Raw genomic sequence first — 13301 nt, forward strand, 5'->3', positions numbered from 1 at the left:
GTTCAATGCCGCGGTGGAACTGTTTAGGTGTCGGATCGACACTTCGACGGATCCGCAGATGCTAAATAGATACGCGATTTCACTTGAGCGTAGTGGAGATTCTCAAGCCGCGATCGCAACATACCGGGGCGTGGTGGATATTGACCCCGATTCGGCCGAAAGGTGGCGGCGATACGCAGGGGCACTTGCACGGGCGGGCCACACGGCTGAGGCTCATGCAGCGTTTAAGACGGCCTATTCAATCGAACCTTCGAATAGCCTCGGGGAAGAGATTCTGCGGACGATCGACGTAGCGGCTCCAGCTTGGAAGCGCGCCGATTGCTTGTCATACCTTGAGCCGTTTCGTCGTACTGATCTCGAGTGGCTTAGAAACTATGCTCGAGTGCTTGGTAGCGCTGGAAGGAATCGCGAGAAATGCGAAGCTCTTCGCGCCGTCGCGGCCCAGTCCAAACTGTCCGCGGATCTTTTTGAACTTGGATACGCGCTAGACGAAATTGGCGCCACCGAGGACGCTAAGGCTGCTTATGAAGACGCTCTCAGTGTGACTCGGAACGCCGAGGCAAAGAAATGGGGGCTCGGAACGCTCCACGCGAAGGCTGGTAGGCCTGATCGTGCTGTCGCAGCATATACGGCTAGCGCGAAAGAGACATCTGAAGTTTGGAGGCAAGCTGGACTGTGGTTTCGGGCAGGCACATCCGCGGTCGACTATCTTGATTTCGAAAACGCGAGGCAGTGCTTTAGACGGGCGTGCTCGCTTCGGCCAGGATATACGTCCTGGGCTATCTCGGCGGGTGCGGCGGAGGAGCTCGCGGGTGAATATCAGAGTGCGCTAAGTTGGTATCAGTACGCAGGAAGGTTCATTGGGGACGTATCGTCTGAGTCGCTACGCGTGGCCATTGCACGCTGCCTCAATCGTCTCGGACGATTCGAGGAGTCGACTAGGTCAGCTTTGCCAGCCGAACCCGCGACGCGGGGGGCAGAATTGGGCATCGCCACGTCTGGTCCTGAGTGGAGTCCGTCCACGGAAACTCTAGACATCTTCGACGACTCGTCCAGCGACTACAAGGGCCTTGTTCAGCGCGCACGCATTGCGCAGGAAATTGAGTCCTCGTTGAAGGCCGCCAACTACTTTGATCGCGCGTTCCTTGTGGGGTCGAAAGCCGATGCGGCAGACGTGATGCAGTACGCACGACTGTTGGAATCGCTGGGTAGGTACGAGCGGGCATCAGAAGTCCTGCTATTCCACTCGGGCGACGACGGCCTGCGTGATTCCGCGGTTGCAGACGTGAACTTGACTAGCTATCAAGCACAGGTAGCTCGATATCTCGAGTGGCGGCAGAATATGTCGGTCCATGATGGGGTCGTTCTCTATGAGTCAAACCTCGGTCTCTCAGTTGATTGTAATCCGCTAGAGGTGTGCCGCGCGGCAATTTCAGAGTTCGGCCAGAGACTCACACATATTTGGGCGGTGAAAGGCTCCCAGCCACTTCCGGACGACCTCTTGCAGGCTGGGAACGTCTTTGTTATTCGAAAAGACTCTGATGCCTACGTGCGGCTCCTCGCAACTGCGAAATACTTGGTAAATAACTCGACCTTTCCGACCTATTTTACAAGGCGCTCAGGTCAGACGTACTTGATGACTTGGCACGGAACTCCCCTAAAGACGCTTGGCAAGAGGATGCCCGAGATTCTCCCCCATGCAAACATGGCGCGGAACATGCTTCAGGCCTCTGCCGTTGCGCTACCGAACCAGCACACGTTCGATGCACTCGTTGGCGATAGCGACATTGCAGATATCCTAGCGGACCGCTGTTGGATTACGGGCCATGCACGCGTGGATCCCATTATTCGTGTAGTCGACGATCGCGGTGCAGTGCTCGTGCCCGGTTCCCGCATCTTGGTTGCTCCAACTTGGCGGGAAGACGCTGCGATCGGCGAACAGGTTGACAGCGTGATCGGGATCGTCCAAGTGCTTGAAGGGGCTGGTTTGGATGTAGCGATACGTGCGCACCATTACGTCGAGGATCATCCAGCTATGCATGCACTCCGTGACCGCTTGGTGTCCCGACGCGTGCCGACGAACGATCTCTTGCCGGTGTTCGATGCGCTGGTGACGGACTATTCGTCGATCTACTTTGACTTCGCCGCCTCACGGCGTCCGATCTTCTTCTACATCCCGGACTGGGAGCAATACGTCAAAGCGAGAGGCACGTATTTCGGACAAGAAGAGCTTCCCGGAGTCGTCGCCCACGACCTAGCGGGGCTTGAATCGGCAGTGCTTGACGCATTTGATGCTCCGGTGATTCCTAATCAGGCATTCATCGACTCGTTCCTGCCGATGGAGGACGGTGAGAGCTCCCGGAGAACGCTTGGCTTGATCTTTCCACACGTCGCCCTTGACTGCGAAGACGCGCGACCTGTTGCGGAACTGCCGAAGCACCCAACGGTGATCATTCGGCAGAGTATGATTCCAAATGGAATGTCGAGTTCAATGCTCAATCTCACCCGTGAGCTAGCACAGAGTTGTTCGGTAAAGATCCTGACCGAAGCTGGCCCTTTGAGGTCGGAATCAAGTCGCCAAGAAACACTCTCAAAACTAGATCCGAAGGTAGGAGTGATCGGCCGCGTTGGTGCCATGCCGCGCACGCGGACTCAATTCTACGCTCAGAGGCTCGTGGACATGGGACTGCCTGAGAGCCAGGGAATATCCAAGGAGCTCGACTCGGCTTTTCGTCTAGAGGCTCGGCGGGTACTTGGTGAACATTCATACGACTTGGTGCTTGAATTTGATGGCTACTCAGAGTTCATGGCGCGCCTCGTGCTTGGAGTACAGAAAACGCGGTTGCGCGGTATATACCTGCACAATGACATTCAATCAGAGATTGAACTTCGTATGCCAGAACTTCGACCAATCGTGAGAATACTTGATCGTTTCGATTCAGTGATTTCGGTCTCTGCTGGCCTGAACGAGCGCAATCGAGAGCGTCTCGGCCGAAGGTATGGAATATGCACTGACGAATTCACCTTCGCGAGAAATGTTGTCGATTCGGCGACGCTCATCGAGCGCTCAAAGGAGGAACTTCCTTCTTACCTAGCGGAGCGCATGCACAAGGCGGCTCTCTCGGCCGTACACGTTGGTCGATTTTCACCGGAGAAAAACCATGTGTTTCTCTTGGATATTTGGGCGGGAGTCGTCGCGGTCGAGAGTTCGGCATTGTTGATTTTGTTGGGCGACGGGCCACTGTTCGGAGAAATGAAGGCTAAGGCCGACGCTCTTGGCATTTCGTCCAATATTGTTTTTATGGGTCGTTTGGATAACCCGTGGTCAATCATGTCACATTGCGACGTTCTCCTGCTTCCATCTCTCCACGAGGGTCAGCCAATGGTGATCCTTGAAGCACGAGCTCTTGGCGTTTCCGTTGTGGGTTCCAGTATCCCCAGTATTCGGGCGATGGGGGGCGCGGGTGCGGATCGGGTCCTTCCTCTGGTTGCGGAGGAATGGGTGTCAACTATTGTTGAAGGTCGTTGGGGAGGCGCGACGAAGAGCTTCGACGTGGGGGAGTATAATCTGGATGCGCTCGACGAATTCTATCGCGCAGTTGGCTGGACGACGATTGGCAGGAATTAGATTTGCGCCCCGTTGCATGCGTCTCGCGTTTCGCTCTGGAATTCGTTTCCGCTCTATAGTCGTATTTCTGAACTCTGTGTGGAGGTATTGTGCCTGTTTTCGTCAAGGGAGATCGTGGACTTTTGTTCGCCCATATCCCGAAGACTGGTGGTTCGTCTATAGAGAAGCATCTGCAGCGTGGTGGCTGGAAGATGTACCACCACGACGGTCGAGTTGGAAAGGGGACTAGCAATTATTTTAATTGGTGCACCCCGCAGCACATGCATGGTGAGATGCTAGAGCAGAGCTTCCGTCTAGCACGCTTTTCAGCGCGATTCGCTGTAGTTCGTAACCCGATTGCGCGATTTCAGTCCGAGTACGCGTGGAGGCTGGGCCGTGGCGTTGATGTTTCGAGCGATGCTGTAGAAAAATGGGGGTATGGTGTCCTAGATCGGTTCAACTCCAATCCGTTTATATTAGGCAATCATATTCGCCCACAAGTTGAATTTCTAGTCGGGGACATGGAGGTCTATCGGTTTGAGGATGGCTTGGACGGGGCGATGTCGAGATTGAATACTAAGTTTTCCCTAAACGTAGGTTCGTCTGTCGGGCGGGAACGCACGAGTGATGACTCCAGCGGTGTTTCAAGTTCTGCTGTTGAAGTCTCTCAGCGGCTTGAGGATAGGCTCCGAGAGTTCTACAAGGCTGACTTCCAAGCGTTTGGATACTAGTTGGCTCCGCGGGCGCTGCTCCTTGATTCGAGCGTCTTGTTGATTATGCGGATGTTCGTTGTTTGAGTTGCGTTCGTGGTGTGCAACGTATTGTAGTGTCCTGGCGACCGATTGGTTCTGAAGGTCTCGATGTTGGGGACTGCCCCGGATTCGGTTGACTCCTATCCTGTGAGGACTGCGGTCTGTGCTGGAAGAATGCTCATCGGGCCTCAAGCGTTCCTGGGAGAGTTCCGTGATGACGTGGTCGCGATCGCCCGGAAGGGTGAGCTGCCGATACGGCAGGTCGCGAAGGACTTCGGTGTGTCCGAGTCGTGTCTGCAGTGCTGGTTGAGGATCGCCGACATTGAGGACGGCAAACGTCCCGGCGTGACTGCGTCGGAGTCTGAAGTGTTGTGCGAGCTGACGAAGCGCAACCGTGCCCTCGAGCAGGAGAACGAGATCTTGCGCCGGGGTGCTGGGTACTTCGCCCGCGAGCTGCCCTCCAAAATGACGTACCCGCTGGTCCTTGACCTTGCCGACGACGGTGTCCCCGTTGCGGTGACCTGTAGGGTGCTGGGCTTTTCGAAGCAGGCGTTCTACACGTGGCGGGCCACCCCGGTGACCTGCCGCGACGTCGCCGACGCCTACGTGATCCACGCGGCCCTGCGGGCCATGACGATGATCCGGAGTTCGGGTACCGGTTCATCACCGTCGAACCCAACGCTGCTGGTGTGAGCGCCGGTCGCAAGAAGGTCGCCCGGCTGTGTCACGGGCGGGCGATCGTCTCGACGATCCACCGACGTCGCCGAGGCGCCAAGCGTCCCGGGCCCGCGGTCCACGGCGACCTCGTGAACCGTGATTTCGCCGCCGAGGGCCTCGATCAGGTCTGGCTGACCGACATCACCGAGCACTGGACCGACGAGGACCGCCTGGACTTGTGCGCGATCAAGGACGTGTACTCGAACAAGATCGTGGGCTACTCGATCGACTCGCGCACGACGTCGTCACTCGCCGTGAACGCCCTGGCCGACGCGATCACAGCCCGCACGCCCGAGCAGACGATCGTGCACCCGGACAGAGGATCTCAGTTCCGATCGCACGCCTACGTCGAGGCTCTGACCGCGGTAGTGCTGCGCGGATCGATGGGCGGCGTTCCCGCCACGGGCGACAACGCGGCGAGGCAGAACTTCTTCGCGCTACTGCAAAAGAACGTCCTGAACCGTCACCGCTGGACTACACGTGACGAGCTACGCCACGCGATCGGAACCTGGATTGAGAAGACCTACCACCGACGACGACGCCAAGAACGACTCGGCAGACTCACCCCGGTAGAGTTCGAACGCCTGACCCTGGCCCTCGCGGCCTGAACCACTCAACCCCGCGAGTCAACCGAATCCGGGGCAGTCCCTACAGTCCAACACTCGTACGCTCGACAAACGCTTGGGCCTCCCGCAAGTGTGGCACTACCGGACGGCTCAAGCCTGCCTGGCAATCCACGACCACGTGCGCGCGAGGCCCAAGCACTAACCCCGATACCGTCTAGAAGGCTGCGTTGGCGCGTTCGAGGTCTTCGTCGAAGTCGACCTCGACGGCATAGAGGTCGGAGATGTCGACCGGGGTGACCTTCAGCCCACCCTCACCGATACCGATCTCCAGACCACGCTCGAAGTAGTCCTGGTCACCGACCTCGCCGAGCTTGTCCACCAGCAGCGGCTTGTCCTGCGGGGCGATGTAGTTGATCCCCACCGCCTCGCCCAGCGCGACATCCGTCGGAACCTGCTTCGACAGGTCCTTGATGAACCCGTCCTCGTCGACCGTGTACTTGACCTCTTCCTCAGCCACAGACGCCGTGTTCACACAGACGAACGACTTCCGCTCGGCGACCAGCGGCTCAACGCGGCGCAACACGTCCGGGTGGAAGACGACGTCGCCGTTCATCCACAGCACACCCCGGTCCCCGGTCACCCGCAGCGCCTTCAGCAACGACTTCGACGTGTTCGTCTGGTCATACATCTCGTTGTAGGCGAACGACACGTCCGGAACGGCCTCCATGACCTGCTCCAGCTTGAAACCGACGACCACCAGGACCTCGGCGTACTTGCCGAACACACTCCGCACGTTGCCAAGCTGCTGGGCCATGATCGTGCGCCCGTCCTTCAACGGCGTCAACGGCTTCGGGAACGGACGCCCCAGACGCGTCCCCATCCCCGCCGCCAGAACCACAACCTGCACACTCATCTTTATCTCCACATCTGACCAGTTGCTGTGCTGCGATTGGCCGTCTCGATCTTGGAACTTCTGCGCTCGGCTACTTGAAGTAGCAAGCCGAAGCGCTACTGGTCGCCTGTCTCGCGTAGTAACGTGCCGCTCGCTCGTGCATGCCGTGGCCGGTGCGCCAGCGGCTTCACGGGGGCTTCAATTAGCACGCTCGTGGCCTTCTTCTCGGCTAGTGCCGTGTCGATGATCGCTTTCGCACGATCGGGTTTTCCCTTCGCGAGCGCCCAGGCGTACTTGCGATAGCGGAGGGCGACATCCTCTGCCGACCCGTCTAGGACCAAGCGGCCGTGATTGAGCCAGAGCGCGCGGGTGCACGTCTCTTCGATGGTCTGCGCAGCGTGTGAGACGAGGAAAACCGTTCCAGCATTCTCACGAAGACGTTCCATTCGTTTCTCGCTCCGCTCCTTGAACGCGGCATCACCTGTCGCTAGCGCCTCGTCGATGAGAAGGATGTGGGGGTTGGCTGCTGTCGCGATGGCGAATCGGAGCCGCGACCCCATGCCAGAGGAGTAGGTCTTCATCGGCCGGTGAATGGCCTTCCCGAGCTGTGCGAGTTCGATGACATCAGGGATCGCTTCGGCTGTCTCGTCGGGTGTGAGGCCCATGGCAAGACATCCGAGTCGGACGTTCTGGGCGCCAGACAGATCGGGTTGGAGCGCCGCGTTGACACCGATGAGCACGGGCGTGCTCTCGGCAAGAACCTGGCCCTTGGCTGGCTTCTCCAGTCCGGCAATGACGCGCAGCAGCGTGCTCTTGCCAGATCCGTTTTGCCCGACGAGACCGATCTGCTCCCCCGCCCTCGCGACGAACGAGATGCCCGACAGGGCTCGCACGACGACCTGTGGTTGCTGACCCAGGGCTGCGCGCGCGACGCGTGCGATTCGACCGGAGGTCCGAGCGCCATCGTCATCGGCTGGGGTCTTGTATCTCACGGTCACGTTCTGTACGGCGACAGTGGACTCGTCCAGAATATCAAGCGCGCCCATACGACTCCTCCGCCCGCCAGAAGACGACGTATCCGACAGCAAGCATCCCGAACGCCCAAGAGCCCAGGACGAGCCAGCTCGTGGTATCTGGAGTGACGCCATAGAGCATGCAGTCTCGGGTCATGTCGAGGACCCGAAACATCGGGTTGGCCTCCATCAAGTTGAGGACTGTCGGATGAGAAAGGAATCGGTCGTACGAGAAGAAGACGGCTGAGCCGTAGAGCCAGAGCCGCATTGCGAACTGCACGATCACCTTGACGTCGGGAACAGCGGCCGTCCACCGGGCAAGTAGCAGCGCGAGCCCCGTGCAGAAGATGACCTGCAGGGCGAAGATGAGAGGTACCAGCGTGACGCGCCACGTGGTGATCTCAGGTTCCGGAAGCGAGTAGATCAGGACGATCATGGCGAGGAAGACCCACACCATGTTGATGAGCTCGCGCAGAATCACGGCGATCGGTAGTGACGCCCGAGGGAACGCGAAGGCTCGAATCATGTTCCGTCCGGTCGCGATGGACTGCGCACCACCCGTCACGCAGCGCGAGGTGAACGAGAACATGAAGACACCGATGACCAGATAGCCGAGGAAGTTCCGGATCCCACGGTCAGTCTGGAGCAACAGGCCAAAAACCAGGTAGTAGGTCAGCCCGTCGAGTACTGGCTTCAGGATGAGCCATGCGGTGCCCAGGAGCGTCTCGCGGGTGCCAGCCGTGACCTTTGCCCGAGCCTCGGCGACGAGAAAGTGCCGCCGTTGCCACAGTTGGCGGGTGTACTCGTTCAGTGACGGGCGTTCGCCGACGGGGCGGAGTCGCCCGGTGGACACGACTTCTGTGCGAACGTCGGGACCGTCGAACAGGACGTTGAACAGGTCGCTCGTTGCGGCCGGGGAGGCATCTCGGGGGAGCATCGGAGCGGACATCACTTGAATCCTATGGTTCGTTCACAGGTTCCGCTGATCTGTTCGGCGAGACTCCGGTAGTCGGCCTCTGTGTAGTGGAACGGTGCCTCGCTCCATTGGTGTGTCGAGCTGGCGCGAGGAGTGACGACAGTCGTCGCGGGTATTGGAACAAGGTGGGCGATCGCTGCGAGGTATGGCTGTGCGAGCATGTTGAACTCAGACGCGTCCATCCCGAAGCTCGTCGGCGTTGCGTGACCCAGCTCGTTGTGTGTTGCCCACGGCACGGCAATCGGGACGACGCGAGCCAGGAGTCCTGCTGACCTGAGGTGTCCGACGAAGAGCTCGACGGCGCTGAGCCACTCGGCGAAGTGTTCCGAGGAACCAAAATGCCGAAGTGGATACTTCGCGGACAGTCGTTCCGGTGCGTCGGTGCGTAGGAGTTCCACCGTTCGGGTCAGGTGGCTTCCGTCTGGCCCGCACCAGGTACCCAGTCGTTCGTCGGTGATGTCCCAGAGGAGCAGGTCGATGTTGGCCGGCTTCGCTCTGGCGATCCGTCGTATCAGGTTCGAGTTCTTGTCGCCGTGCAGCATCCGCTGTTGGAACTTCGAATCGAACCCCGCGCGGGGTGCGTCTCCGGCCCAGGGGGGCGTCATGGCTGAGATCAAGGATTGGCGAGCAACGTAGTCGACGAGGGTGAATCCGTCGCCCAGGTACTCGAACGTGTCGCGGCTGACGCAGCTGCCGTAGATGAAGGTGCGAATCGGAGTTCTCATAAAGATCGGGCCGATACTAGACAGTTGTCGTAGACCTTGCGGTACGTGCCCGCGGCGCGGACCCACGTCCGGTCGTTCGCGATCAGGTGGCCCGCGGACACGAGACGATCTCGAAGGACCGGGTCGCGGAGGATCTCCTCGAGGCGATCGGCCCACTCGCGAGGATCGCCAGCAGAAGCCACAAGAGCGGCATTGGGACCCTCGGTTGTAGTCGTGACCTCGCGCAATGCAGGAAGGTCACTCACCACGACAGGTCGACCGACGGCCATCGCCTCGACAGGTTTGAGTGGGGTGACGAGCCTCGTCACTCGGTCCGCGCGACGAGGTACTGCGACCACGTCGAGCGCCGCAACGTATCTCGCGGCCGTGGCGCGATTCACTCGACCCGGGAGGTGCGCGACGCCTTGGAGTCCAAGCGAGCTCACGAGCCGAAGGAGATCCGGTCGGGCGACTCCGTCGCCGACGATCAGTGCGCCGACATCGAGGCCGCGAGATCGCAGCATCGCGACGGCACGAAGGGTGGTGTCGAGGCCCTCGTAGCCGACCAGGCTCCCGACGCTGCCGACGAGGGGGCGGTCGGGTGGGAGTCCGAGGGAGCTCCGCGCCCCGGACGGGTCGGGCAGGCCGGCGAGAGTGTCGACGTCAACGCTGTTCGCGATGACCGCGATGCGATCGGCGTCGACGCCGCGTGAGATGAGCTCTCCCCGCATCGTTGCGCTGAGCGTGATCACCGCATCCGCGGTGGCTGCGAGTTCAGTTTCCTTGTCCCGGATGAGGCGGTACCGGGTCGATTGCATGGCTGCGTCACGTCGTTCCACGGTTTCGTGGGAGGCAGCCCAGGTCTCCTCGGGTAGCCCGCGGACCTCGTGCACCCAGGGGAGCCCGAGGCGTGCTGCGGCGAGCCTGCCGGCCTCGCCGGTGGTCCAGGGAGTCGTCGTTTGGACGATCTGGCTGCCCGCCGCGGTGATCCGAGCGCAGAGGAGGTCTACCTCTGAGGCGAGGCGCTTGCGGTGATCCGGTTGAAAGGTCCAGGGGACGAGGCGCTCGTAGCGGATCGCATCGACCGTGTCTGAACCGGGCGCCAGTGGGACTCCGATGGTCGCGGGATACCCGAGACGCGTCGACACGCTGAGCTCGATCCCGGCTCGGCGCTGCGCGGTGAGAACGGAGTGAGACCGCTGCGTGTATCCGCTCAGCGTGTGCGGGAGCGAGTTGGTCAGGTGGTGATGGACACGGAGCGGTTCGCGGGGTGCGCTCGCACTCGACCGGGGATGTGCGGGCGCCGATCGGGCACGGAGTAGTTCCACCTGCTCCGTGACTCGAGCCTGGACCCGGGCCGCGGCGCGCGACGTCGCCACGGCATCGACGACGGCGGAAGCGTCTCCTCGAGCCCAGGCGGCCCGCAGCGACGCGGCACCGGCGGGGTCCTTCTCCTGGGAGACCCTGCGCTCCAGCCATCGGGCAGGTCGGCCCAGGACCGGACGAAGTCGCGACGGCGCGCGTTGGACGGCGTTGAGCATCAGCCATGCCGGGTCGTCGAGGACGGTTCGGGCAGCGAAGCTGAGAGCCAGGCTGAGCGACCGTAGACGCCCGGTCACAGCCCGCCGATCTCGTCGAGCGCCGTGAGGTACTGCTGCGCGAGCTGGTCGGGCTTGGCGTTCGCTTCCACCCATGCGAGCGCGCGCGTCGACGGCTTCGGGAGAACGCCCGCGTCGGCCCACGCGAGCCAGGCCTCGGCAAGAGCCTCCGAGTCCTCGGGAGGGACCACGACCCCGGCGTCGAGAGACTCGACGATCTCGGCGGCCTCGCCCGCGGCGGCCGCGGTCACCGGGTTCCCGGAGGCGATTACCTCGTACAACTTGGACGGGACCGTCCACTTCAGCGGCTCCCAGTCGCGCAGCGAGACGATCGACGTGTCGGCCCACGCATAGAGATCGACCATCTCCTCGCGGGAGACACGGTCGTGCAGCGTGACCGGCGCGTCGAGCGACTGGATCTGACGGCGCAGGGCGGGGACGTCGGCGCCGGCACCGACGATCCGGACCTCAAGCAGCAGCCCACGCTCAGCGGCGAGGGCGGCTGCCTCCACCACAGTCCCGAGACCCTGCGCCCGGCCGATCGTCCCGGCGTAGACGGCTCGAAGCGGACGATCGATGCCGGGACGACCTGCGGTGGGAGGCGGAGAGACTTCCGTCCAGGTGGTGCCGTTGCGGACAACCGCGACCTTGCGGACGCCCCGCTCGTGAAGGATCTCCGCGAAGCTCTCGGTGGTCGTCACGACGAGGTCGGCGCGTGACTGCAGGCGCGAGATCGAGCGGTGAGCGAGCGCCGTGATGTAGGCCTTGACCCTGCTCGGGCGCCGGCTCTCGAGAATCTTGCTCGGTTGAATCAGGTCGGGCCACGCGTCGCGCATCTCGACGACGAACGGCACCTTGAAGCGACGGGCGATGGCTGCTCCGGCGAACATGCTCGGGATACCGGGGACGGTGGCGATGACGACACTGGGCGGGGGCCAGGAGATGTCCCGGGATCGTTGGACGCTCGACCAGGCCGCGACCATCTGGTCGATCGTCCGCGACACGAGACGGGGCGAGTGCGGGCGGTACGCGACACGGACCACGCGTTCGCCGTGCTCGCCGCGATGAGACATGCCGGGCTGCTGGAGCGGGTTGTCCGTCTGCAACTGTCCCGTGGGGTAGTGCGGGGGCGGGGTCAGGACCGAGAGCGTCACGCCGGCCGCCGCGAAGTGCCGTGCCAACTCGTTCCACCGCGACTGTGGCGCGCCACGCTCGGGGGCGTAGTGGTGGGTCACGAGGACCACGTGACCCCGGCGGGTGGCGACGGTGCTCAAGAGAAACCTCGTGAAGAGTTGGTGGACGTTGTGTTTCGCGTCAAGCGTCCTAACGGATCGGCCCTAGACTACGCCACATGTCACAGACTGGCGGCGCAGAGCCGCGCCCTGACGCCACCACCGACGCCGCCCTTCGCCACGCGAAGAGCGACGGGAAGTCCGGGGCAACCAAGGCGCTCATCGGGTTGGCCGTTCTGCTGGGTGTGCTCGTCGCAGGTGGCGCCGCCGCGTACTTCTGGTTCCAGAACTCGCTCGCCAGCAACGTCGAGACGATCCCGGACCCCTTCGCCGGGGTCACCGATCGCCCGGAGGCTGCTCCTGTCGACGAGGAGTCGGGCGAGGAGCCGCTCAACTTCCTGGTGCTCGGCTCCGACAGCCGGATCTCGGCGGGCGATCCGTCGCAGTGGGAGGCCGGCGCGCAGCGCACCGACTCGATCATGCTCGTGCACCTCGCGGGGGACCGTGAGAGCGCCGAGGTCATCTCGATCCCTCGTGACTCCTGGGTCGAGATCCCGGGCTACGGGTACAACAAGATCAACGCGGCGTTCTCGTTCGGCGGCCCGACGCTGATGATCCAGACGGTCGAGGACCTGACGGGCGTGCGGATCGACCACTTCGCCGTCGCCGACTTCGAGTCGTTCGTCGAGCTGACCGACGCCCTCGGCGGCGTGGACATCCGGGTGGCCGACGGCGCCTCGGACGGGCAGGGCGGCACCTACGAGGGCGGCATTCAGCACATGGACGGCGAGGAGGCGCTCGCGTACACCCGTGAGCGGCACGACCTGGCCAACGGCGACTTCGGCCGTGTGCAACGCCAGCAGGCCTGGATGCGCGCCATCATGGCCGAGGTGAACAACAGCCGGGACGACCTAGTGACGATGACGAAGTTCCTCACCGCGGTGAGCGAGTCGGTCGCGGTGGACGAGGGGCTCGACATCGGTGAGATGCGGGACATCCTCGTGAGCTCGCGGAACATCGGTTCGAGCGACGTCGACTTCATCACGATGCCGTACGAGGGCACCGGGCGGAGCGCCGACGGGCAGTCGATCGTCGTGCTCGACGAGGCGAAGATGATTCCGCTGATGGATGCCGTCGCAGACGACACGGCGCACGAGTATGTCCAGGAGAACGCAGAAGAACTGAGCGTGCTTTCGCCCACCGTGAACTAGCCCACTCACCCTTTCTTTACGCAAGGTAATGAC

Annotated in this window: 10 protein-coding genes and 1 pseudogene; 5 read left to right on the plus strand and 6 right to left on the minus strand. The window is 62.0% G+C overall.

All coding sequences use genetic code 11. The features are described from left to right. Window positions 1-58: 58 nt before the first annotated feature. The 4 genes and pseudogenes from BLU20_RS14395 to BLU20_RS04940 form a co-directional block, all read left to right on the plus strand. A pseudogene (locus tag BLU20_RS14395) lies at window positions 59-631 on the plus strand (tetratricopeptide repeat protein); the annotation flags it as partial. A gap of 351 nt (window positions 632-982) precedes the next feature. Further along, on the plus strand, window positions 983-3628 hold the full coding sequence (locus BLU20_RS13700) for a glycosyltransferase (RefSeq protein WP_231959301.1): 2646 nt from the start codon (window positions 983-985) through the stop codon (window positions 3626-3628). Window positions 3629-3717: 89 nt separating this feature from the next. Further along, a complete protein-coding gene (locus tag BLU20_RS14400; protein ID WP_172829020.1) occupies window positions 3718-4338 on the plus strand; it encodes a sulfotransferase family 2 domain-containing protein in 621 nt (206 codons plus the stop codon). A 195-nt stretch (window positions 4339-4533) separates the two neighbouring features. Next, window positions 4534-5684 (plus strand): IS3 family transposase gene (locus BLU20_RS04940; RefSeq protein WP_157270565.1). Its coding sequence is split into 2 segments (ribosomal slippage): window positions 4534-4987 and window positions 4987-5684, totalling 1152 coding nucleotides; the frame shifts between segments, so codons are not numbered across the junction. A gap of 172 nt (window positions 5685-5856) precedes the next feature. Here BLU20_RS04940 and BLU20_RS04945 read toward each other — a convergent pair. The 6 genes from BLU20_RS04945 to BLU20_RS04970 form a co-directional block, all read right to left on the minus strand. Further along, window positions 5857-6555: a phosphocholine cytidylyltransferase family protein gene (locus BLU20_RS04945; protein WP_083371805.1), complete on the minus strand. Its 699-nt coding sequence runs from the start codon at window positions 6553-6555 to the stop codon at window positions 5857-5859. A gap of 95 nt (window positions 6556-6650) precedes the next feature. Continuing rightward, the gene (locus BLU20_RS04950; RefSeq protein ID WP_083371806.1) at window positions 6651-7580 is read right to left on the minus strand and encodes an ABC transporter ATP-binding protein; all 930 of its coding nucleotides are present in this window, start codon (window positions 7578-7580) and stop codon (window positions 6651-6653) included. Further along, entirely contained in the window at window positions 7567-8496 is a 930-nt protein-coding gene (locus BLU20_RS04955) for an ABC transporter permease (RefSeq protein ID WP_231959302.1), read from the minus strand. Before BLU20_RS04955 ends, BLU20_RS04950 begins: the two co-directional genes overlap by 14 nt. Continuing rightward, complete coding sequence (locus BLU20_RS04960; protein WP_083371807.1) at window positions 8496-9248, minus strand: DUF6270 domain-containing protein; 753 nt, start codon at window positions 9246-9248, stop codon at window positions 8496-8498. Before BLU20_RS04960 ends, BLU20_RS04955 begins: the two co-directional genes overlap by 1 nt. Next, window positions 9245-10921: a glycosyltransferase gene (locus BLU20_RS04965; protein ID WP_083371808.1), complete on the minus strand. Its 1677-nt coding sequence runs from the start codon at window positions 10919-10921 to the stop codon at window positions 9245-9247. Before BLU20_RS04965 ends, BLU20_RS04960 begins: the two co-directional genes overlap by 4 nt. Beyond that, complete coding sequence (locus BLU20_RS04970) at window positions 10843-12099, minus strand: glycosyltransferase family 4 protein (protein WP_083371809.1); 1257 nt, start codon at window positions 12097-12099, stop codon at window positions 10843-10845. Before BLU20_RS04970 ends, BLU20_RS04965 begins: the two co-directional genes overlap by 79 nt. 77 nt (window positions 12100-12176) lie before the next feature. Between BLU20_RS04970 and BLU20_RS04975 the strand changes: the two genes are divergently transcribed. Further along, entirely contained in the window at window positions 12177-13268 is a 1092-nt protein-coding gene (locus BLU20_RS04975; RefSeq protein ID WP_083371810.1) for an LCP family protein, read from the plus strand. Window positions 13269-13301 lie beyond the last annotated feature (33 nt).

It is taken from the genome of Paraoerskovia marina (genome assembly GCF_900105445.1).
Lineage (GTDB): Bacteria > Actinomycetota > Actinomycetes > Actinomycetales > Cellulomonadaceae > Paraoerskovia > Paraoerskovia marina.

Coding starts and splice junctions, on each gene's coding strand:
- BLU20_RS04945 (WP_083371805.1), bottom strand. CDS start 6,555: ATGAGTGTGCAGGTTGTGGTTCTGGCGGCGGGGATGGGGACGCGTCTG.
- BLU20_RS04950 (WP_083371806.1), bottom strand. CDS start 7,580: ATGGGCGCGCTTGATATTCTGGACGAGTCCACTGTCGCCGTACAGAAC.
- BLU20_RS04955 (WP_231959302.1), bottom strand. CDS start 8,496: ATGTCCGCTCCGATGCTCCCCCGAGATGCCTCCCCGGCCGCAACGAGC.
- BLU20_RS04960 (WP_083371807.1), bottom strand. CDS start 9,248: ATGAGAACTCCGATTCGCACCTTCATCTACGGCAGCTGCGTCAGCCGC.
- BLU20_RS04965 (WP_083371808.1), bottom strand. CDS start 10,921: ATGGGTGGAAGCGAACGCCAAGCCCGACCAGCTCGCGCAGCAGTACCT.
- BLU20_RS04975 (WP_083371810.1), top strand. CDS start 12,177: ATGTCACAGACTGGCGGCGCAGAGCCGCGCCCTGACGCCACCACCGAC.